At 67.9% G+C, this 21,414-nt stretch carries 22 protein-coding genes; 16 read left to right on the top strand and 6 right to left on the bottom strand.

Going from position 1 to position 21,414, the window contains the following annotated elements; all coding sequences use genetic code 11:
* Positions 1 to 89: 89 nt before the first annotated feature.
* From NGK62_RS25965 to NGK62_RS25930, 8 genes are all read left to right on the top strand, one after another.
* Complete coding sequence (locus NGK62_RS25965) at positions 90 to 647, top strand: formate dehydrogenase subunit gamma (protein WP_059377930.1); 558 nt, start codon at positions 90 to 92, stop codon at positions 645 to 647.
* Positions 644 to 2,215: a formate dehydrogenase beta subunit gene (locus NGK62_RS25960; RefSeq protein WP_118933771.1), complete on the top strand. Its 1,572-nt coding sequence runs from the start codon at positions 644 to 646 to the stop codon at positions 2,213 to 2,215. Before NGK62_RS25965 ends, NGK62_RS25960 begins: the two co-directional genes overlap by 4 nt.
* Positions 2,216 to 2,228: 13 nt before the next feature.
* Positions 2,229 to 5,105 carry a formate dehydrogenase subunit alpha gene (gene fdhF / locus NGK62_RS25955; RefSeq protein WP_059377926.1) on the top strand — a complete coding sequence of 959 codons (2,877 nt, stop codon included), beginning with the start codon at positions 2,229 to 2,231 and terminating at the stop codon, positions 5,103 to 5,105.
* Positions 5,106 to 5,134: 29 nt separating this feature from the next.
* Entirely contained in the window at positions 5,135 to 5,956 is an 822-nt protein-coding gene (gene fdhD, locus NGK62_RS25950) for a formate dehydrogenase accessory sulfurtransferase FdhD (RefSeq protein ID WP_251881060.1), read from the top strand.
* Positions 5,957 to 5,974: 18 nt separating this feature from the next.
* Positions 5,975 to 6,232 carry a formate dehydrogenase subunit delta gene (locus tag NGK62_RS25945; RefSeq protein WP_118933773.1) on the top strand — a complete coding sequence of 86 codons (258 nt, stop codon included), beginning with the start codon at positions 5,975 to 5,977 and terminating at the stop codon, positions 6,230 to 6,232.
* 110 nt (positions 6,233 to 6,342) lie between these two features.
* On the top strand, positions 6,343 to 8,010 hold the full coding sequence (locus NGK62_RS25940; protein WP_059377919.1) for an OFA family MFS transporter: 1,668 nt from the start codon (positions 6,343 to 6,345) through the stop codon (positions 8,008 to 8,010).
* Positions 8,011 to 8,126: 116 nt separating this feature from the next.
* A complete protein-coding gene (locus tag NGK62_RS25935) occupies positions 8,127 to 9,245 on the top strand; it encodes a methyltransferase (protein WP_251881058.1) in 1,119 nt (372 codons plus the stop codon).
* A gap of 192 nt (positions 9,246 to 9,437) precedes the next feature.
* Positions 9,438 to 10,088 carry an imm11 family protein gene (locus tag NGK62_RS25930; RefSeq protein WP_251881056.1) on the top strand — a complete coding sequence of 217 codons (651 nt, stop codon included), beginning with the start codon at positions 9,438 to 9,440 and terminating at the stop codon, positions 10,086 to 10,088.
* Positions 10,089 to 10,240: 152 nt separating this feature from the next.
* Here NGK62_RS25930 and NGK62_RS25925 read toward each other — a convergent pair whose 3' ends face one another.
* From NGK62_RS25925 to NGK62_RS25915, 3 genes are read right to left on the bottom strand one after another with little or no spacing between them, the layout of a single operon-like run.
* A complete protein-coding gene (locus NGK62_RS25925) occupies positions 10,241 to 10,927 on the bottom strand; it encodes a DUF1345 domain-containing protein (protein ID WP_251881054.1) in 687 nt (228 codons plus the stop codon).
* Positions 10,928 to 10,960: 33 nt separating this feature from the next.
* Positions 10,961 to 11,485, bottom strand: a complete 525-nt coding sequence (locus NGK62_RS25920) for a chromate transporter (RefSeq protein WP_059377909.1) — start codon at positions 11,483 to 11,485, stop codon at positions 10,961 to 10,963.
* Positions 11,482 to 12,060 carry a chromate transporter gene (locus NGK62_RS25915; protein ID WP_059377906.1) on the bottom strand — a complete coding sequence of 193 codons (579 nt, stop codon included), beginning with the start codon at positions 12,058 to 12,060 and terminating at the stop codon, positions 11,482 to 11,484. Before NGK62_RS25915 ends, NGK62_RS25920 begins: the two co-directional genes overlap by 4 nt.
* A 125-nt stretch (positions 12,061 to 12,185) precedes the next feature.
* On the opposite strand from NGK62_RS25915, the gene NGK62_RS25910 reads away from it, so the two are divergent.
* The 4 genes from NGK62_RS25910 (at position 12,186) to NGK62_RS25895 (ending at position 14,968) form a co-directional block, all read left to right on the top strand.
* On the top strand, positions 12,186 to 13,106 hold the full coding sequence (locus tag NGK62_RS25910; protein WP_251881052.1) for a LysR family transcriptional regulator: 921 nt from the start codon (positions 12,186 to 12,188) through the stop codon (positions 13,104 to 13,106).
* A 46-nt stretch (positions 13,107 to 13,152) separates the two neighbouring features.
* Positions 13,153 to 13,956, top strand: coding sequence for a glutamate racemase (gene murI / locus NGK62_RS25905; RefSeq protein ID WP_251881050.1), 804 nt, complete (start codon positions 13,153 to 13,155; stop codon positions 13,954 to 13,956).
* Between the two features lie 141 nt (positions 13,957 to 14,097).
* On the top strand, positions 14,098 to 14,523 hold the full coding sequence (locus NGK62_RS25900) for a universal stress protein (RefSeq protein ID WP_251881048.1): 426 nt from the start codon (positions 14,098 to 14,100) through the stop codon (positions 14,521 to 14,523).
* A 16-nt stretch (positions 14,524 to 14,539) separates the two neighbouring features.
* Positions 14,540 to 14,968: a universal stress protein gene (locus tag NGK62_RS25895; RefSeq protein ID WP_251881046.1), complete on the top strand. Its 429-nt coding sequence runs from the start codon at positions 14,540 to 14,542 to the stop codon at positions 14,966 to 14,968.
* Positions 14,969 to 14,984: 16 nt separating this feature from the next.
* Here the strand turns inward: NGK62_RS25895 and NGK62_RS25890 are convergent, their stop codons facing one another.
* Genes NGK62_RS25890 through NGK62_RS25880 form a run of 3 tightly spaced genes read right to left on the bottom strand, consistent with a single transcriptional unit; the run spans position 14,985 to position 17,313 of the window.
* Positions 14,985 to 16,355 (bottom strand): sensor histidine kinase, encoded by a 1,371-nt coding sequence (locus NGK62_RS25890; protein ID WP_251881044.1) that lies wholly within the window; start codon positions 16,353 to 16,355, stop codon positions 14,985 to 14,987.
* Positions 16,352 to 17,014, bottom strand: a complete 663-nt coding sequence (locus NGK62_RS25885) for a response regulator transcription factor (protein WP_059377893.1) — start codon at positions 17,012 to 17,014, stop codon at positions 16,352 to 16,354. The genes NGK62_RS25890 and NGK62_RS25885 overlap by 4 nt, the downstream gene beginning before the upstream one ends.
* On the bottom strand, positions 17,014 to 17,313 hold the full coding sequence (locus NGK62_RS25880; protein WP_223283490.1) for a PepSY domain-containing protein: 300 nt from the start codon (positions 17,311 to 17,313) through the stop codon (positions 17,014 to 17,016). Before NGK62_RS25880 ends, NGK62_RS25885 begins: the two co-directional genes overlap by 1 nt.
* A gap of 220 nt (positions 17,314 to 17,533) precedes the next feature.
* Here NGK62_RS25880 and NGK62_RS25875 point away from each other — a divergent pair, with 220 nt between their 5' ends.
* The 4 genes from NGK62_RS25875 to NGK62_RS25860 all read left to right on the top strand — a co-directional run bounded on the left by NGK62_RS25875 (position 17,534) and on the right by NGK62_RS25860 (position 21,385).
* Entirely contained in the window at positions 17,534 to 17,845 is a 312-nt protein-coding gene (locus NGK62_RS25875; RefSeq protein ID WP_059377886.1) for a PepSY domain-containing protein, read from the top strand.
* A gap of 74 nt (positions 17,846 to 17,919) precedes the next feature.
* On the top strand, positions 17,920 to 19,263 hold the full coding sequence (locus NGK62_RS25870) for a ferredoxin reductase family protein (protein WP_251881042.1): 1,344 nt from the start codon (positions 17,920 to 17,922) through the stop codon (positions 19,261 to 19,263).
* A 63-nt stretch (positions 19,264 to 19,326) separates the two neighbouring features.
* The gene (locus tag NGK62_RS25865) at positions 19,327 to 20,661 is read left to right on the top strand and encodes a PQQ-dependent sugar dehydrogenase (protein ID WP_251881040.1); all 1,335 of its coding nucleotides are present in this window, start codon (positions 19,327 to 19,329) and stop codon (positions 20,659 to 20,661) included.
* 19 nt (positions 20,662 to 20,680) lie between these two features.
* Entirely contained in the window at positions 20,681 to 21,385 is a 705-nt protein-coding gene (locus NGK62_RS25860) for an SDR family oxidoreductase (protein WP_118933781.1), read from the top strand.
* Positions 21,386 to 21,414: the final 29 nt, after the last annotated feature.

Below are 21,414 nucleotides of genomic sequence, written 5' to 3'. Positions count from 1 at the left end.
CGGCTGGAGGGGTTTTTATATGCTTTTAAAAACATATAAACCCAAATAGCATCCAGCCCGGCACAACAGCAACGCAGGAGGAGACCGACGTGCATCAGCGCGAGGCAACATCCGATCTGGCATCCAGCGGCGGCGCCCGCGGCGGCCAGATGGCCCTGGACGCGGCCCAAGCGTCCCCCACCCCGGCCATCGCGGCCACCGCCCGCATACTCGCCCGGCTGAAGGACCAGCCCGGGCCCCTGCTGCCCGTGCTGCATGCGGTCCAGCATGAACTGGGCTGTATTCCGGCCGCGGCGGTGCAGACCATCGCCGAGGCCCTGAACCTGTCCCGCGCCGAGGTCCACGGCGTCATCACCTTCTACCCCCATTTCCGCAGCGAACCCGCGGCGCGCCACACCCTGGAGGTCTGCCGCGCCGAAGCCTGTCAGGCCATGGGCGGCGAACGCCTCGCCGCCCATGCGCGCACGGCGCTGGGCTGTGATTTCCACGCCAACAGCAAGAACGGCGATTTCACCCTGGAACCGGTGTATTGCCTGGGCCTGTGCGCCCAGTCGCCGGCGGTGATGATCGACGGCCTGCCCCATGCCCGCGTCACGCCGGAAAAACTGGACCGCCTGCTGGCCCGCACGCTGGAGGGTCAATCATGAGTTCCCCCATCGTCATCTACGTGCCGCGCGACGCCGCGGCGCTGGCCATGGACGCCGACACGGTGGCGCGCGACATCGAACGCGCCGCCGACGCCCGCGGCCTGTCGGTGCAGATCGTGCGCAATGGCTCGCGCGGGCTGCTGTGGCTGGAACCCATGGTCGAAATCACTACCCCGCAGGGCCGCGTCGCCTACGGGCCGGTGCAGCCCGAGGACGTCGCCGCGCTGTTCGACGCCGGCTGGCTAAGTGGCGGCGAGCATCCGCTGCGCCTGGGCCTGACCGAAGAAATCCCCTACCTGAAGCACCAGGAACGCCTGACCTTCGCCCGCGTCGGCGTGACCGATCCGCTGTCCCTGCAGGACTACGCCGCCCATGGCGGCCTGCAGGGTCTGCAACGCGCCCTGGCCATGGAGCCGGGGCAGATCGTCGACGAAATGGTGGCCTCGGGCCTGCGCGGCCGCGGCGGCGCGGCATTCCCGACCGGCATCAAGTGGAAGACGGTGGCAGGCACCCCCGGCGACCAGAAGTACATCGTCTGCAACGCCGACGAGGGCGACTCCGGCACCTTCGCCGACCGCCTGCTGATGGAAGGCGACCCCTATGTGCTGATCGAAGGCATGACCATTGCCGGCCTGGCGGTGGGCGCCACCTACGGCTATATCTACGTCCGCTCGGAATATCCGCAAGCCATCGACACCCTGGAAGCCGCCATCGCGCGGGCGCGCAGCGTGGGCTGGCTGGGCGATGACGTGCACGGCAGCGGCCGCCGCTTCGACATGGAAGTGCGCAAGGGCGCGGGCGCCTACATCTGCGGCGAGGAAACCTCGCTGCTGGAAAGCATCGAGGGCAAGCGCGGCGTGGTCCGCGCCAAGCCGCCGCTGCCGGCGATCTCCGGCCTGTTCGGCAAGCCCACGGTCATCAACAACGTGATTTCGCTGGCCACCGTACCCATCATCCTGGCCAAGGGCGCGGCCTATTACCGCGACTACGGCGTGGGCCGCTCGCACGGCACGCTGCCGTTCCAGCTGGCCGGCAACCTCAAGCACGGCGGCCTGGTCGAGAAGGCCTTCGGCCTGAGCCTGCGCGACCTGCTCTACGGCTTCGGCGGCGGCAGCGCTTCCGGCCGGCCGCTGCGCGCGGTGCAGGTGGGCGGCCCGCTGGGCGCCTACCTGCCGGAATCGCAATGGGACGTGCCGCTGGACTACGAAGCCTACATCCAGATATCCGCCATGGTCGGCCACGGCGGGCTGGTGGCCTTCGACGACACCGTGGACATGGCGCGCATGGCGCGTTACGCGATGGAGTTCTGCGCCATCGAATCCTGCGGCAAATGCACGCCCTGCCGCATCGGCTCCACCCGCGGCGTGGAAACCATAGACAAGATCGTCGCGGGCGGCCCCGGCCGCGAGCAGCAGGTGCATCTGCTGCGCGACCTGTGCGACACGATGCTGGGCGGATCGCTGTGCGCGCTGGGGGGCATGGCGCCCTACCCGGTGCTGTCCGCGCTGAACCACTTCCCGCAGGACTTCGGCATCGAGTCCTCCCAGTCTGCCGCGCACGCGGCCTGAACCCGAGACCGACATGCTAGAAACCGTCATCAAGCGCGATCGCGACCTGGGCACGCCGGCGCGCGAGTCCGCCGTAACCGTCACCCTGACCATAGACGGCCAGGAAATCACGGTGCCCGAAGGCACCTCGCTGATGCGCGCGGCCGCCGAGGCCGGCATCAACATTCCCAAGCTGTGCGCCACCGACAGCCTGGAGCCCTTCGGTTCGTGCCGGCTGTGCCTGGTCCAGATCGAAGGCCGCCGCGGCTATCCCGCGTCGTGCACCACCCCGGCCGAGAACGGCATGGTGGTCTACACCGAAACCCCCAAGCTGCACGACCTGCGCCGCGGCGTGATGGAGCTGTACATCTCCGACCACCCGCTGGACTGCCTGACCTGCCCGGCCAACGGCGACTGCGAACTGCAGGACATGGCCGGCGTGGTGGGCCTGCGCAACGTGCGCTACGGCTACGACGGCGCCAACCACCTGAAGAGCGAAAAGGACGAGTCCAATCCGTACTTCACCTATGACGCTTCCAAGTGCATCGTCTGCAACCGCTGCGTGCGCGCCTGCGAGGAAACGCAGGGCACCTTCGCCCTGACGATCTCCGGCAAGGGCTTCGAATCGCGCGTGTCGCCGGGGCAGGACCAGCCCTTCCTGGATAGCGAATGCGTGTCCTGCGGCGCCTGCGTGCAGGCCTGTCCGACCTCCACCCTGCAGGAAAAGACCGTCATCATGATGGGCCAGGCCGAACACTCGGTCGTGACCACCTGCGCCTACTGCGGCGTGGGCTGCGGCTTCAAGGCCGAGATGAAGGGCCAGGAAGTGGTGCGCATGGTGCCCTGGAAGGACGGCCAGGCCAACCGCGGCCATTCCTGCGTCAAGGGCCGCTTCGCCTGGGGCTACGCCACGCACAAGGAACGCGTGCTCAAGCCCATGATCCGCAAGCACATCACCGACTCCTGGAAGGAAGTGTCCTGGGACGAGGCGATCAACTATGCGGCCTCCGAATTCCGCCGCATCCAGGGCCAGTACGGCCGCGATGCGGTCGGCGGCATCACCTCCTCGCGCTGCACCAACGAAGAAACCTGGCTGGTGCAAAAGCTGGTACGCGCCGCCTTCGGCACCAACAACGTCGACACCTGCGCGCGGGTCTGCCACTCGCCCACCGGTTACGGCCTGAAGCAGACGCTGGGCGAATCCGCCGGCACCCAGACCTTCGATTCCGTCATGCACACCGACGTGGTCATCGTGATGGGCGCCAACCCCAGCAGCGGCCATCCGGTGTTCGCCTCGCGCCTGAAGCGCCGCCTGCGCCAGGGCGCGCGCCTGATCGTGATCGATCCGCGCCGCATCGAACTGGTCAGTTCGCCGCACATCAAGGCCGACTTCCACCTGCAGGTGCGCCCCGGCACCAACACCGCCCTGCTGTCCTCGTTGGCCCACGTGATCGCCACCGAAAACCTGATCGCCGAGGACTTCGTGGCCGAGCGCTGCGAAGCCAAGGCCTTCAAGGAATGGCGTGACTTCGTCTCGCTGCCTGAGAACTCGCCGGAAGCCATGGAAGAAATCACCGGCGTGCCGGCGCAGGCCGTGCGCGGCGCGGCGCGCCTGTATGCCACCGGCGGCAACGGCTCGATCTACTACGGCCTGGGCGTGACCGAACACAGCCAGGGCTCCACCACCGTCATGGCCATCGCCAACCTGGCCATGGCCACCGGCAACATCGGCCGCGAAGGCGTGGGCGTGAACCCGCTGCGCGGGCAGAACAACGTGCAGGGCTCGTGCGACATGGGCTCGTTCCCGCATGAGCTGCCGGGCTACCGCCACATTTCCGACAACACGGTGCGCGCGCAGTTCGAGCAGGACTGGGGCGTGACCCTGCAGCCGGAACCCGGCCTGCGCATCCCCAACATGTTCGAGGCCGCGCTGGGCGGTTCGTTCAAGGGCCTGTACTGCCAGGGCGAGGACATCGTGCAGTCGGACCCCAACACGCAGCACGTGGCGGCGTCCCTTGCTGCCATGGAATGCATCGTGGTGCAGGACCTGTTCCTGAACGAAACCGCCAAGTACGCCCACGTATTCCTGCCCGGCTCCTCGTTCCTGGAAAAAGACGGCACCTTCACCAACGCCGAACGCCGCATCTCGCGCGTGCGCAAGGTGATGGAACCCAAGAATGGCAAGTCCGACTGGGAAGTGACGGTGGCGCTGTCCAACGCGCTGGGCTACCCCATGAATTACAAGCATCCCAGCGAGATCATGGACGAGATCGCGCGCCTGACGCCGACCTTCACCGGCGTCAGCTATGAAAAGCTGGACAAGCAGGGCAGCCTGCAATGGCCCTGCAACGACGAAGCGCCCGATGGCACGCCCATCATGCACATCGACGAATTCGTGCGCGGCAAGGGCAAGTTCATGATCACCAAGTACGTGCCCACGGACGAGCGCAGCACGCGCCGCTTCCCGCTGCTGCTGACCACGGGCCGCATCCTGTCGCAGTACAACGTGGGCGCGCAGACCCGACGCACGCCCAACGTCATGTGGCATGGCGAGGACGTGCTGGAACTGCATCCGCAGGACGCCGAGGACCGCGGCGTGAAGGATGGCGACTGGGTCGGCATCCAGAGCCGCGCGGGCGAGACCGTGTTGCGGGCCACGCTGACCGACCGGGTGCAGCCGGGCGTGGTATACACCACCTTCCATTTCCCCGAGTCCGGCGCCAACGTCGTCACCACCGACAGCTCCGACTGGGCCACCAACTGCCCCGAGTACAAGGTGACGGCCGTGCAGGTCACGCGCGTGTCCCAGCCTTCGGAGTGGCAGCGCCAGTGGTCGCGCTTTGCCGACATCCAGCAAAAGCTGCTGCGCGAACGTTCGCGCGAAAGCGAGGCGGCGCTGACCGGGAAATAACCCTCAGCCCGAACCGCCAGGACGCCGCCATGCCCACGCCCCCGCCTTCCCGCCCCGACTGCACGCAGGTACAGGTCACCCGCGTGCGGGGCGGCTCCCTGGTCCCCGGGGTCGAAGCCGACTCCGTGGCCGAGGAAACGCCGGTCGCGCTGGAGTTCAACGGCATCAGCCACGCCACCATGCTGACCACGCCGGCCGACCTGGAAGACTTCGCGGTGGGCTTCGCGCTGTCCGAGGGCATCATCGACGGCGTCAGCGACGTGCGCGGCATCGACCTGCTGCCGCAATGCGACGGCATCGTGGTCCAGCTGGAAATTTCCACCGCCTGTGAAGTGCGGCTGAAGTCGCGCCGCCGGGCCATGGCCGGGCGCACCGGCTGCGGCCTGTGCGGCGTGGAGACGCTACCCGAAGTGCTGCGGCCGGTGGCGCCCGTCACCAACGGCTCGCCCGTGCGCATCCAGGCCGTGCTGGCCGCCATGCGCGAAATGCGGGCGCGCCAGGCGCTGCACGACATCACCGGCGCCACCCACGCCGCGGGCTGGGCCGGCGCCGACGGTACTGTCGCGCTGGTGCGCGAGGACGTGGGGCGCCATAACGCCCTGGACAAGCTGGTCGGCGCCCTGGCGCGCCAGGCCATGCATGCCGGCGACGGCATCGTCGTGGTGTCCAGCCGTGCCAGTTTCGAAATGGTGCAGAAAACCGCGGCGGCCGGCGTGGCCGTGCTGGCCTCGGTGTCCGCGCCCACGGCGCTCGCCATCCGCCTGGCCCAGGACGCCAATGTCAGCCTGCTGGGCTTTCTGCGCGGCGACGACGCCACGCTGTACACCCACCCATCACGCATCACCCCCTGAACCGGACCTGACCCAAGCATGGAAATCGGCAATCTGATCCGCATGGCCAACCGCATCGGCCAATTCTTCGAAGCCATGCCCGACCGGCCCGAGGCCCTGGAAGGCGTGGCCAACCATATCCACAAGTTCTGGGAGCCGCGCATGCGCAATGAGCTTCTGAACTTTCTCGAAAGAAGTCCGGACGGCAATGCTGGCGAGGAACGCCTGCACCCGCTGGTGCTGGAAGCGGTCACGCAGAACCGCCAGCGCCTCACGCCGCTCGCCCGTGTGGCGTAACGCAGTAGCGCCCGGCAAGACGACAGAAACACCACAAGAGAGAAAGGCGGCGGGACCGGCCGGATGCCGGACCACGCACGCCAATGAGCGGCGCCAAAAGAGGAGACAACATGCAAAGCACTGCCACGCTGGACCTGCCCGGTTCAAAGCCGGGTTTTTTCGATAAGGAACGCACCATCGCCGGCCCGGGATTCTCGCGCTGGCTGGTTCCCCCTGCCGCCCTTGCCATCCACCTGTGCATCGGCATGGCCTATGGCTTCTCGGTGTTCTGGCTGCCGCTGTCCAAGGTGGTGGGCGGCGCCAAGCCGCTGGCCTGCCCCGCGGACATGAGCCTCGTCGCCGAGCTGTTCGCCACCAATTGCGACTGGAAGATTTCGACCATGGGGTGGATGTACACCCTGTTCTTCGTGCTGCTGGGCTGCTCGGCCGCGCTGTGGGGCGGCTGGCTGGAACGCGCGGGCCCGCGCAAGGCGGGCGTGGTGTCGGCCCTGTGCTGGTGCGGCGGCCTGGTCATCTCCGCCATGGGCGTGTACCTGCACCAGATGTGGATGCTGTGGCTGGGCTCGGGCGTCATCGGCGGCATCGGCCTGGGGCTGGGCTACATCTCGCCCGTGAGCACGCTGATCAAGTGGTTCCCCGACCGCCGCGGCATGGCCACGGGCATGGCCATCATGGGCTTTGGCGGCGGCGCCATGATAGGCGCGCCGCTGGCCGACCTGCTGATGCGCCACTTTGCCACGCCTGAATCGCCGGGCGTCTGGCAGACCTTCCTGACCATGGCAGCGGTGTACTTCGTCTTCATGATGTCGGGCGCGCTGGGCTACCGCGTGCCGCCGACCGGCTGGAAGCCCGAGGGCTGGACCGCGCCGGCCAAGCATGCCGGCAACGCCATGATCACCAAGGGCCACGTCCATGTGCAGCGCGTCTGGGGCGTGCCGCAGTTCTGGCTGGTGTGGTGGGCGCTGTGCCTGAACGTCACGGCCGGCATCGGCATCCTCGGCATGGCCTCGCCGCTGCTGCAGGAAGTGTTCGGCGGCGGCCTGATCAACCAGCCTGAGCTGGGTTACTCGCAGCTGGACAAGAACCAACTGGCGGCCATCGCCGCCATCGCCGCCGGCTTCACCGGCCTGCTCAGCCTGTTCAATATCGGCGGCCGCTTTTTCTGGGCCAGCCTGTCCGACAAGCTGGGCCGCAAGACCACCTACTTCATCTTCTTCGTGCTGGGTTTCGCGCTGTATTCGGCCATCCCCTGGACCGCGCACATCGGCGCGCTGGCTCTGTTCGTGGCCGCTTTCTGCATCATCCTGTCCATGTACGGCGGCGGCTTCTCCACTGTGCCGGCGTACCTGGCCGACCTGTTCGGCACGCAGATGGTGGGCGCCATCCATGGCCGGCTGCTGACGGCCTGGTCGGCGGCGGGCATCTTCGGGCCGGTGCTGGTGAACTACATCCGCGAATACCAGCTGTCCATCGGCGTGCCGCGCGCCCAGGTGTACGACATCACCATGTACATCCTGGCGGGCATGCTGGTGCTGGGTTTCCTGTGCAACCTGGCGATCCGGCCCGTGAATCCCAAGTACTTCATGAATGACGAAGAGCTGGCGCGCGAGAAGGCGCTGGCCCACGAACGCGCGGTCGCCACGGAAACGCACGGGGTCGGAACATCCGCGTTCCGCACGCCGGCGGCGCTGGTGGTGTTCGCCTGGGCCTGCGTGGGTATTCCCCTGGCCTGGGGCATCTGGATCACGCTGCAGAAGGCGGTGGTGCTGTTCCACTGAGCCAGGCGGGTGCCGCGACGGGGCGCGAAGCTGCTACATTGGCAGCCCGCGCCCCTTCTTTTTGCTTTCTCCATGACCACCTTGCCCCGCGCGCCCCGCCTTGCTGGAGCGACACGTTGACCGTCCCTGAAATCCGCTGGGAAGAAAACCAGACCCCGCACGCCGCCCGCTGGCGCTCCGAATCCGGCGCCGCGCCGCCCAAGCGCGTGGTGGTGGCGGACGACACCATGACCGCCGACATGGCCTACCGCCAGGCCTGCGAAGGTGTCGGCCTGCTGTGGCGCGGCGATTTCCAGAATGCGCGGCAATTGCTGCAAGCCATCACGCGGCGGGTCGACAAGCGTCCCCGCAAACCCGTGGACAGCCTGCTGGACGCCTTCAACCAGCACCGCCAGATCCAGTCGCAGCGCGCCCGCATCCTGGGCATGCTGCTGATTCCGTTCGACGCCGGTCACGGCATTCCGCTGCGCCGCGCGCCCGACGCGCGCCTGGCCTGCGAGGAAGCCCACGGTCCCGCCGCCGAGCCCTACGTCGCGTCGCTGCGCGAACTGCTGGGCCTGATCGGCGCCTTCGAATGGCGCAAGAAAGGCGTGGAGATTCCCGCGCTGAATGCCCGCATCCATCCGCACTACGGCGTGTTCTCGCCGCTGCGCGGCGAGTACGTTGACCTGGTGGCGCGCACCCCGATGCCGCGCGGCAGCGTGGCCTTCGACATCGGCACCGGCACCGGCGTGCTGGCTGCCGTGATCGCGCGCCGCGGCGGCAAGCGCGTCATCGCCACCGACATGGATCCGCGCGCGCTGGCCTGCGCCCGTGAAAACCTGGAGCGCCTGGGCCTGTCCAAGCAGGTCGACGTCGAACAGACCGACCTGTTCCCCGAAGGCCGGGTGTCGCTGATCGTCTGTAACCCGCCCTGGCTGCCCGCCCGCCCCAGCTCGCCCGTGGAACATGCCGTCTACGACCCCGACAGCCGCATGCTGCGCGGCTTCCTGAATGGACTGGCGGCGCATCTGACGCCCAACGGCGAAGGCTGGCTGATCCTGTCGGACCTGGCCGAGCATCTGGGCCTGCGCAGCCGCGAAGCGCTGCTGGAGATGATCAGCCAGGCCGGCTTGCGCGTGATCGAGCGCATCGACACGCGTCCCACTCACGGCCGCGCGCAAGACGCGAGCGACCCGCTGCATGCGGCGCGTTCGAAGGAAGTCACGTCCTTGTGGCGCCTGGGCGCGGCCTGACGCGGCGCGGCCTGACGCAAGACCCAGGGGCGGACCCAGCGCGTGCCATGAACTTTGAAGTAGGTCGGCAGCATTTCCCAGCATCGGCATGCTGAAGACCACTTCGACGGAACTTGTGGCTGCGCCCAAGCCCCGCCAGCATCGGCTCAACCGCATTCCCGTTCTGCCCCCGCATCCATGATGGAAGCCAGCGTGACCGAACCGACCGCCATTGAAGTTTCAGCCGAAGCCGCATCTCAAAAGGGCGAATTTTTCCTGATCGACGCCAGCTTCTTGGGAAACGGCAGGGTTCCCGGCATCGAGATCGCCAACGAAGAGAAGCTGATCGATCCGGGGATGAATGTCGTCTCACGTCCTGATGGAATGCCGGATCAGTATCCGGAGCGTCCTCGCCTGGTTCATGTACCGGAGAAGGGCGGAATGCCACGCGATCTGGAAGAGCTCGCTGGCATATGGATTGTGTCGGAGCCGTTGAAGCAACTGTTTGAGCAGTTGGACGCCGAGGCGTTTGCATTTGTGGCATGCGACTTCAGCCTTGCTGACGGCAGCCCCGCCCCTCAGTACTACCTAGGCAATGTGCTGCGCAGACTCGATGCCCTGGATGAAGCCTCTTCTCGCGTGAGGATCAAGCTCGACCACAATTATCAGACCGGCGAGGACGAGAAACTTTATAGCCTCGTCGGCGGAGCCAGCTTGGTGTTCAAACAGGATGTTGTGGGAGATGCCCATATCTTCCGCCAGGATCGCATGGGAGCACCTCCCATCTGCGACCGCGCGATGTTTGACGCATTGAGTGCGGCCAACTTCTCCGGCGTACGGCTGCGCGATGTAGCCGATATTTAGACCGTGTTATGAACTTTGGAGCAGGTTGGCAGCATTTCCCGGCATCAGCATGCTGAAGACCACGAAGCGAAGCCCCGCCAGTCTGTTGGCTAGGGGCGGCAGGCTGTCACCCAACTACGGTCGGGCGATCGCGGCAAAGTTCATGACACGCTCTAGGCCCGCCCCGCCGCCACGTTGACGCTGATGGCAATGATGAAGACGTTGAAGAAAAAGGCGATGACGCTGTGCGTCAGCGCCGTGCGGCGCAGGCGCCGGTTCACGATCTGCACGTCCGACACCTGGAACGTCATGCCCAGCACCAGCGCGAAATAGGCGAAGTCCCAGTAGTCCGGATCTTCCGTGCCGGGAAAATCCAGCCCCTTGTGCATGGCGTTGCGATGGCCGTAATAGCCATGCGCGTAGTGCAGGGCGAAGATCATGTTCATGTAGAGCCACGACAGGATGATGGTCGCGGCGGCCGCCAGCATGGCCAGCACGCTGCCCACGCCGCTCTCCCCCCGCAGCTCCACCCACAGCGCCATCATCACCATGCAGGACAGCGCCACGCTGCTCCACAGCACGCCGGTGCGCCCCACGTCCTGCTGCTGCGCATGCTGGCGCATGGCCGCCGCGCTGGTTCGGCCGAACACCCGCGCCGTCATCAGCAGGAACACCAGCGCCCCCGCATCGAATCCCAGCAATAGCGCCAGCACCCATGGCACGCCCAGGGCGTACAGCCCGCCCGCCATGACCAGCAGCAGCGCGGCGCAGCCGACCAGGCGGCGATGCGCATGGAAGAACGGCAGGGCGGCGCCGGCAGCGGAATCGTCCTCGGGCTCGAAATCCTTGAGCGGCGGCATGCGGCGCTCCTTTTGGTGTGAGCAGCCCTAACGCTAACCGATGCCGAGCAAACCGACCAGTGCGCCGCCGAACAGCAGCCACAGCGGATGGATGCGGGTGAGGCTGCCCAGCAGCGCCACCACAGCGGTAATGACGCCCAGCAGCCAGGTATGCACCGAGGCCTCGGTGATGAGCGCCGCGCTGGCCGCCACCAAGCCCACCGTCATCGGGAAGATGCCCGCCTGAATGACGCCGCGCCAGGGACGGTCCTTGAAGCGTTCCCACAGGCCCAGCGCGATCACGGTAATGATGGACGACGGGCCGAACTTGGCGATGGTGGTGACCAGCATGCCCAGGCCGCCCGCCACATGCCAGCCGACCAGCGTGACCACCATCAGGTTGGGGCCCGGGGCCGCCTGTCCCAGGGCGAACAGCGCGGAGAAATCCGCCGCGCTCATCCAGCCGTGCACTTCCACCACCTGGCGCTGCATCTCGGGCAGGATGGTATTGCCCCCGCCGAACGCCAGCACGGACAGCTCGGAGAAGATCAGGGCCAGGGCGATCAATGTATGGATCATCGACGTTGCCTCCAGACCATCAGGATGCTCAGCGGCGTCAGCACCGCCATGGTGGGCAGAAGCGGAATGCGCAGCACGGCGATGGCGATGAAGCAAGCCGTGGCCACCACGCCGGCCAGCCAGTCGCGGCGCTTGACCACCGGCAACCCGATCTTCACCGCCATGGAAATCAACAAGCCCGCGGCGGCGGCGGCCAGCCCGGCAAACAGGTGCTGGATGTGGGGATCGTTCTGGAAGCGGTCGTACACCATGCCCAGCAGCACCACGATGGCGGATGGCGCCAGGATCAGGCCCATCAGCGCCGCGAACGCGCCGCGCGGGCCGCGGAACTTCATGCCCAGCGCCACCGACAGGTTGATGATATTGCCGCCGGGCAGGAACTGGCACAGGCCCAGCAGGTCGGTGAACTCGGCGCCGCTGAGCCAGCGGTGCTTTTCGACGACCATGCGGCGCGCCAGCGGCAAGGCGCCGCCGAAGGCCGTCAGGCCGAGCATCAGGAAGCCATAGAACAATTGCCCGCAAGTGGGCGCGGGCCGCAAATCGGCCTCGGAGATGGAAGGTGCCGCGTTCATCATTTTCATGCCGGCGCCGGGGAAGCGGCGCGGAGTGGGACCGGGGGAAGGACAACGAGATTGCAGCCTACTCTTCGCCTTGGATAATGTCTAATATATGACTAACTATATATTCATATCGGTTGAATATGGCATCCGTAGATTTAAGATTGCTGCGCTACTTCCTGGCCGTGGCCGAGGAATCCCATCTGACCAAGGCCGCGGCGCGGCTGGGCATCCGCCAGCCCCCGCTCAGCCAGCAGATCCGCGTACTGGAGCAGGAGCTGGGGGTGACGCTGTTCCACCGTCTGCCGCGCGGCATGGAGCTGACCGAAAGCGGCCGCGCGCTGCTGGACGACGCGCGCAACATCGTCGCCCTGGTGGACCAGGCCGTGGAAGGCGTGCGGCGCGTGTCGCAGGGCGAGGCTGGACGCCTGACCGTGGGCTTCACCGGATCGGCGGCCTTCCATCCCTTTGTGCCCTCCGTCATCCGACGCTTCCGCGAAGCGGCGCCCAACGTGCGGCTGGTGCTGGAGGAAAGCAGCACCGGCGAACTCATGGAGGGCGTGGCCGCGGGCCGCGTGGACGTCGCCTTCATCCGCGGCCCCTATGGCCTGGACCCCGGCGTGGTGGTGGAAACCGTGCTGGAGGAACCCATGCTGGCTGCGTTTCCGGCCGACCACCCGGCCGTCAAGGGCCGTGCGCGCAAGCGCATTGCGCTGGCCGAACTGGCCGATGAATCCCTGATCCTCTACCGCCGCCACAGCGGGCCGGGCCTGTACGACGCCATCATCGCCGCCTGCGGCGCCGCCGGCTTCAGCCCGCGCGTGGCGCAAGAAGCGCCGCGCATGCTGTCCACCCTGAGCCTGGTCGCGGCCGGCCTGGGCGTGTCGCTGGTGCCGGCGTCGCTACGCCGCGTGAACATCGAAGGCGTGGCCTACGTCAACCTGGCCCATCCGGCGGAACTGCGCGCGCCGCTGAACCTGATCTGGCGCGACGAAGCGCTCTCCGGCGCAGCCCGCAAACTGATCGGCGAGGCGCGGCGGCAGCGCGAGGAATCCCTGGTCTGAGCGCGCGGCGCTACACTGCCCGGCACCCGCACTCCGCATTGCAGCCATGACTCCAGATTCACCCATAGGCATCTACGACTCCGGCGTCGGCGGCCTGAGCGTGCTGCGCGCCATCCGCGACGCCCTGCCCCACGAATCCCTGCTGTACGTAGCCGACTCCGCCCACGTGCCCTATGGCGAAAAAACGCAGGACTACGTCGAGCAGCGCGCCAGCACGATCGCCGATTACTTCGTGTCGCGCCAGGCCAAGGCCATGGTGGTGGCCTGCAATACGGCCACCGCGGCCGCCATCGCCCAGCTGCGCCTGCGCCATCCGCAGCTGATCATCATCGGCGTGGAGCCGGCCATCAAGCCCGCCGCGCACCTGACCACGAGCGGCGTGGTCGGCGTGTTCGCCACCACCGGCACCCTGGCCAGCCCCAAATTCGCCGCCCTGGTCCAGCGCGAGGCGCCCGAAGTCCGCATCCTGTTCAGGCCTTGCCCCGAGTGGGTGAGGCTGGTGGAGCAAGGCGTGCTCAGCGGCCCCCAGGCCGAGGCCGCGGTGCGCGCGCCCGTGGCGGAATTGCGCGGGGCCGGCGCCGACGTGCTGGTGCTGGGCTGCACCCACTTTCCCTTCCTGCGCGACGCGATCCAGGCGGCCGCCGGCGCCGATGTGCCGTTGCTGGAAACGGGCGCCCCGGTGGCGCGCCGGCTGCGCCACCAGCTACAGGAGCGCGGCCTGCTGCGCGCCGGCGGCCCGGGCGGACTGCGCCTGGAGACCAGCGGCTCGGCCGAGGCGCTGGGCGCGCTGGCCGTCCGCCTGCTCGGGCAGGCTGCCGACGCGCACGTCCTGGAGCCGCGCTGGCGCTGACTTTGCGTCGGGTCCGCCGCCCGGTGGCGCGGGCTGATTGCGCCTGGTTTGATCCCGCGCATGACGCCCCTGTCCGAATCGGCGAATAATTCGGATACAGTGGACTACAACGCCGCCCGCGGCGCACACAAGGAGACGCTCATGAAACGCATCCTGATTCCCGTGGACGGCTCGCAGCCCGCCGTCCATGCGGTCCAAGCCCTGCTCGACGCCCGCAGCTACGATCCCGTCGAACGCGTGGAGCTCCTGACGGTCCAGATCCCCCTGAAAGCCGGCAAGATCGGCCGCGGCCTGTCGCAGGCCGAGATCGACGCCTATCACGAGGAAGAAGGCCGCAACGCGCTGCAAGCCGCCAGCGAATTGCTGACCCGGGCCGGCGTGCCCTTCCAGACCCACATCGAAGTAGGCGCCGCCGCCGAGACCATCGTGCGCGTGGCCGACGAATCCGACGCCGATGAAATCTACATGGGCTCGCGCGGGCTGGGCTCGGTGTCGTCCTGGTTCCTGGGCTCGGTCGCGACCCGCGTCCTGCATCTGACGGAGTTGCCCGTCACCCTGGTCAAGTAACCGTCAAGGAGCATCCATGCTGAACATCCTGGTCCCTGTCGACGGCTCCGACAACGCCAACCGCGCCGTCCTGTACGCCCGCCAGCTCGCCCAAGGCGCTGGCGCCGCGCGCATCCATCTGCTCAACGTCCAGACGCCCGTGCAAGGCCGCGCCGGCCTGTCGCGCCTGATCACGCAGGACATGATCGACGAGTTCTACCTGCGCGAAGGCCAGGAAGCCGCGGACGAGGCGCGCAAGCTGCTGGATGTGACCGGCGCCGACTACACCAGCCACGTGGCATTTGGCCATACGGCCACGGAAATCGCCGGATACGCCCACGATCATGGCTGCGCCCGCATCGTCATGGGCACGCGCGGCAATGGCTCGCTGACGAACATCCTGATCGGCTCGGTCGCCAATCAGGTGCTGCAACTGGCCGAAGTGCCGGTCACGCTGGTCAAGTAAGTCCCGGAGGCCGGCCTCAGGCGGCCGGCAGCCACAACGACACCCTCAAGCCGCCCAACTGCGAGCGCTCGGCGCGCGCCTGGCCGCCATAGGTGCTGGCCAGGTCGCGCACGATATCCAGGCCCAGGCCCGATCCGGGACGCTGTTCATCCATGCGCACGCCGCGCAGGAAGATGCGTTCGCGCTCGTCGTCGGCAATGCCGGGGCCATCATCGTCGATCTGGATGAGCAACTGACCCGGCCCGGCGGCGCTGGCGCTCACCTGCACCTGGCGCTCGGCCCATTTGCAGGCATTGTCCAGCAGGTTGCCGACCATCTCCTGCAGATCCTGTTCTTCGCCGCGGAACACCAGGCCGTCGGCGAACGCCGGCATTTCCAGCTGCAGTCCGCGCTGCGCATACAAGCGCTGCATGACCCGCAGCAGCCCCTCGATGGGCTTGCGCAGCGGCGTGCGGCTGTCTGCCGCGCCGGACGCGGCGGCAGCGCGGGCGCGCGCCAGGTGATAGTCGATCTGGCGGCGCGCCATGCCGACCTGCTCCTGCACCAGCGCCGCCAGCGGCCCTTCCTCGCGCGCCGCGGCATTGCCCAGGATCGTCAGCGGCGTTTTCACCGCGTGCGCCAGATTGCCGGCCTGCGTGCGCGCACGCTGCACCATGTCGGCATTGACGGCCAGGACGCGGTTGAAGTCGTCGACCAGCGGCTGGATTTCGCTGGGAAAACGGCCTTCGATGCGCACGCTGGCGCCCCCTTGCTGCCCGGCGAGCTGCCGCCTGAGCTTGGCCAGCGGCCGCAACCCGACCAGGACCTGGACCACGGCCGCCAGCGTCAAACCTGCCGCCAGCGCACCCAGCGAAATCAACAGCATATGGTTGAAGCGTTCGATCGGCTCGGCCAACACCTGGCTGTCGGCCGCCACGATCAGGCGCAGCGGCGCTGCCTCGGTCTCGGCCGGTTCCAGCGTGCGCGTCAGGGCCGTCAGGCTATGCTTTTCCGGCCCCGCGATTTCATACGCCCCGTCGGCGCTGTCCGCGGCGGGCAGCGCCAGCACCTGGTCCCAGAGCGACCGCGAGCGCGCCGCGCCCACGGCCACCGCGCGGCCCTGTTCGTCGAGCCGGTCGATCTGCCAATACAGGCCGGACAGCGGCTGTTCCAGCCGCGGGTCGCTCAAGGGCGGCGACACCACCAGGCGGCCATCCGGGCTGGTGTTTACCGCGGCTGTCAGCTGGTTCAGGTGCAGGGTCAGTTCGGCGCGCAATTGTTCGGTGATGTGCTGGCGGAACAGGCTGCCCAGGCCCCATCCGGCCAGCACCACCGTGACCAGGATCCAGGCCAGCGTGCCGGCAAGCAAGCGCCAGCGCAGCGAGCCCGGCGCGCGCTGCGGCATCATGCGCCGCCGGCCAGGCGGTAGCCCAGGCCGCGCACGGTTTCGATGGTGTCGGGCGGCAGCTTCTTGCGCAGCCGCGCGATGAACACATCGATGGTGTTGGAATCGCGGTCGTGGTCCTGGGCGTAGACATGCTCGGTCAGCTCGCTGCGCGAAATCACTTCGCCCGCGCGCTGCATCAGCACGGCCAGCACTTTGAATTCATGGCTCGTAAGGGACAGCGCCTGCCCGTCCACCGTGACCTTGGCCAGGCGCGTGTCCAGCATCAGCGGGCCGCAGCGCCATTGCGCGCTGGCGTGGCTGCTGGAGCGGCGCAACAGCGCCCGCACCCGCGCCAGCAGCTCTTCCATGTGGAAGGGCTTGGTCAGGTAATCGTCCGCCCCGGCATCGATGCCGGCAACCTTCTCGTGCCAGTTGTCGCGCGCAGTGAGGATCAGCACCGGCATGCCCTGGCCGCCGGCTCGCCACTGCTTGAGCACCGTCAGGCCGTCCATCACCGGCAGGCCCAGGTCCAGCACCACCACGTCGTAGGCCTCGACCGCGCCCATGTACTGGGCCGTTCCGCCGTCCGCGGCGGTGTCGACGGTATAGCCGGCCTGGCGCAAGGCGTCGGCCAGTTGCGTCGCCAGCGTCGGTTCGTCTTCCACTACGAGTATGCGCATCAGTGCTTGTCCCGGAATTGGATGTCGCGCCCCTTCACGCCCAGCACCTTGCCGTCGCGCGCGTCGATCTTCAGCTTGACCAGCCGGCCGCCGCTCTGCAGCAGCCGGATCTCGTAGATGAACTCGCCGTCGTCCTCTTCGAATTCGACCTTGACCACCTGCCCCGGATAATCGCGCTCGACGATGTCCAGCACCGAGCGCAGGGGCAGCACCTTGCCGGCCTGCAAGGCCTGGCGCGCCTGTTCATGGTCGCTTTCATCGGCCAGCCCCGCGTTGGGGCCCGCGGCCAGCGCCAGCATCAGCGCGCCGCAGGACAGCCAGATTCGGGTACGCGTTGCTCGGGTCATGTTTCCTTCCGCAATTCGGAGTTCGCCATGAGCGGCGATTGTCCGCCCATTTATAGCGCCTGGAAAATGAACGGCACGTGAACGGCAGCTTCAGAATTGGTTCATCCGCACACCCGAATAATGCGGTCATGGTCGCCATTCCGGCAACCCGCAACAACCTAGGAGCCATTCCATGACCGCAATCCGCAACACCCTGGCCGCCCTGGCGCTTGGCGCCGCAACCCTGACCGGCGCCGCCGCCGTGCACGCCCAGACGCCCGCCCCGGCGCCGGTCCAGCCCGCCGCCACGGCGCCCGCCAACGCGACGCTGACCGTGCGCCAGATCTACGACACGCTGACCGCCGCCGGCTATCGCAACATCACCGAGATCGAGCTCGAGCACGGCCGCTACGACGTCAAGGCCGACAACGCCCAAGGCCAGCGCGTGAAGCTGCGGGTCGATGCCCAGAGCGGCGCCGTCCTGCGCAGCCGCATCAAGGACTGAAGCGCCGGCGCCCGCACGCCTTCCCACGCTCGGCCCGCATCCGGCGGGCCGAGCGCCCCAACACGGATGCCATCATGAAACCGATAGGAACCGGCGCCGCCGTAGGCGGCTTCTTGCTAGTCCTCACCCTGGCCTGGGGCCTGGACGCGTTCATCCTGCAGCCGCCGGCCGCCGGCGCCTGGTACTGGGTGGCGCGCCAGCAAGGCCTCTACCTCACCGGCGTCTGGTCCATCGGCCTGATGGCCTTGATCATGCTGCTGGCGCTGCGGCCCGCGTGGCTGGAGCGTCCGCTGGGCGGCATGGACAAGATCTACCGGCTGCATAAATGGGCCGGCATCCTCGCCGTGTCAGCAGGCGCCGCGCATTGGTTGCTGAAGCTGGCCAGCGGCCCGTTGAAAAGCCTGGCGGACGCGGGCAACCGCCCCGCCCGCGACGTCGTGCTGACGCTCTTTGAAAGCTCGCGCGGCCTGGCCAAGGACCTGGGCGAATGGTCGATCTACCTGCTGCTCGCGATGCTCGCAATCACCTTGTGGCGGCGCTTTCCCTACCGCGGATGGCGTCTCCTGCACCGCGCAATGCCTGTGCTGTTCCTGGCGTTGGCGTTCCACACGGCGGCGCTGGCGCCCGCGCGCTACTGGAGCGGCCCCGTCGGCCTGCTGCTGATTCCGCTGCTGGCCGCCGGTTCCTATGCCGCGCTGGTGGCGCTGCTGGGACGCGTGGGCAGCGGCCGCCGCGCGCAAGGCAGGATCGTGTCGCTGACGCACCAGCCAGGCGGCATCCTGGAGGTCAGCTGCGAACTCGACGGCAATTGGCAGCTGCACCAGGCGGGACAGTTCGCCTTCGTCACGTTCGACCGCAAGGAAGGCGCCCATCCCTACACCATCGCCAGCGCCCCGCATCAGGGCGAACGCCGCGTCACGTTCCAGATCAAGGCGCTGGGCGATTACACCCGCAGCCTGGCGCGCACGCTGCGCATCGGCCAGCCGGTAACTGTCGAAGGCCCATACGGGCGCTTTCAATTGACCCCGGACGCGGCCTCGACGTCGCAGGTCTGGGTGGCGGGCGGTATCGGTGTCACGCCGTTTCTCGCATGGTTGGAGGCGCTGCAGGACCGGCAGGCCCCGACGCCGCGCGTGTGGCTGCACTACTGCGTGCGCGACGCTGCAACCGATCCCTTCGTGCCGTTGCTCAAGGAACGCTGCGCAGCGCTGGACGGCGTGACGCTCGCCATCCACAGCGGGCGCGACGGCGACACGCTGACGGCCGGTACGCTGGCGCAGGGCGAGGTGGCCGCGGGCCGCGTCGCCGACGTCTGGTTCTGCGGGCCCGCCGGCCTGGCCGACGCGCTCAGGCGCGGCCTGCGCAAGCTGGGCACCCAGCCCGTGCGCTGGCATCAGGAAGCGTTCCAGATGCGCTGATCGCCCCAGGGTCCGCGGAGGTCCAAGCGTATGATGGACCTCACCGCCCCCGGAACATGCGTCATGCCCACACCCCGCATCCTGCTGGCCGCCGTGATGGCCGCCGCCACGCTCAACGCCTGCGGCGAAATGGCCACGCTGCCGGTCGAAGCCGGCATGGGTCCGTCGCCCCAGCTGCCCGCCCCCAATCCCACCGCCATCCCCACCGTGAAGACCGCCAAGGCCGTCGGCTGGCCCGCGGGTGCGCATCCGGTGGCAGCCAGCGGCCTGGCGGTGACGCAGTTCGCCAGCGGCCTGGACCACCCACGCTGGCTGTACGTGCTGCCCAACGGCGACGTGCTGGTGGCCGAGACCAATGCGCCGCCCAAGCCCGAATCGGCTTCCGGCGGCCTCAAGGCCTGGGTCGCCGGCCTGGTGATGAAACGCGCCGGCGCCCGGACCCCGAGCGCAAACCGCATCACCCTGCTGCGCGATGCCGACCACGACGGCGTCGCCGAAACGCGCAGCGTCTTGCTCGACGGCCTGAACTCGCCCTTCGGCATGGCCTTGATCGGCAACCAGCTGTATGTCGCCAATGCCGACGCCGTGCTGCGCTTTCCCTACGAAAACGGCCAAGAACGCATCAGCGCCCCCGGCGTCAAGGTCACCGACCTGCCGGCGGGCCTGAATCATCACTGGACCAAGAACCTGCTGGCCAGCCCCGACGGCCGCAAACTGTATGTATCCGTGGGATCCAACAGCAACGTCGGCGAAAACGGCATGGACATCGAAGAGGGCCGCGCCGCCATCTGGGAAATCGACGTGGCCAGCGGCAACAAGCGCCTGTACGCCACCGGTCTGCGCAACCCCGTGGGCATGGCCTGGGCGCCCGACGGCAAGACGCTGTGGACGGCCGTCAACGAGCGCGACGAACTGGGCAGCGACCTGGTGCCCGACTACATGACCTCGGTGCGGGACGGCGGCTTCTACGGCTGGCCCTACAGCTATTTCGGCCAGCACGTCGACACCCGGGTCCAGCCGCCGCGCCCCGACCTGGTGGCGCGCGCCATCGTGCCCGACTACGCGCTGGGTCCGCACACCGCCTCGCTGGGGCTGGCCTGGTCGAGCGGGTCGCGCCTGCCCGCGCCCTACACGGACGGCATGTTCGTGGGCCAGCACGGCTCATGGAACCGCGATCCGCGCAGCGGCTACAAGGTCATCTTCGTGCCCTTTCGCGACGGCAAGCCCGACGGGCCGGCGCGCGACGTGCTGACGGGCTTTCTGAACGAAAGCGGCGAAGCCCAGGGCCGGCCGGTAGGGGTGGCGATAGACCGCCAGGGCGGCCTGCTGACCGCCGACGACGTCGGCAATGTGGTGTGGCGGGTCGCTCCCGCTTCTACAATGGCCGCTCCCAAATAATTCAAGACCAGGAGTGAGCATGAGCACGGAAAAAGTGGCGATCGTCACCGCCGGCGGCAGCGGCATGGGCGCGGCGGCGGCGCGCAAACTGGCGGCCGACGGCTGGCGCGTGGCCATCCTGTCCTCCTCCGGCAAGGGCGCAGCCCTGGCGCAGGAACTGGGCGGCCTGGGCGTCACGGGGTCCAACCGCTCGCCCGAGGACCTGGCGCGGCTGGTGGACGCCACCCAGCAGAAATGGGGCAGGATCGATGCCGTGGTCAACAGCGCCGGCCACGGCCCCAAGGGCCCCCTGCTGGAGATCAGCGACGAGGACTGGCACCTGGGCATGGAGTTCTATCTGCTGAACGTGGTGCGCATCGCGCGCCTGGTCGCGCCGGTGATGAAGCAGCAGAAATCCGGCGCCATCGTCAATATTTCGACCTACGCCACCTTCGAACCGGAAGCGCTATTCCCGACTTCAGGCGTATTCCGCGCCGGGCTGGCCGCCTTCACCAAGGTGTTCGCCGACGAGTACGCCGCACACAATGTGCGGATGAACAACGTGCTGCCCGGCTTCATCGACAGCCTGCCGGAAAAGGAAGACCGCCGCACGCGTATTCCGATGGGCCGCTACGGCACCGCCGAAGAAGTCGCCGACCTGATCGCGTTCCTCGCTTCCGACGCTTCTTCCTACATCACCGGCCAGAACATCCGCATCGACGGCGGCATCACGCGTTCGGTCTGAAGCTCATGCTTTAGGACTAGTCTCTCGTC

Origin of the sequence: Achromobacter sp. Marseille-Q4954 (assembly GCF_943737025.1) — a bacterium.
Lineage (GTDB): Bacteria > Pseudomonadota > Gammaproteobacteria > Burkholderiales > Burkholderiaceae_B > Achromobacter > Achromobacter bronchisepticus_A.
The sequence above is the reverse complement of the archived record's forward strand: the minus strand, read 5'-3'. Positions and strand labels throughout refer to the sequence as shown.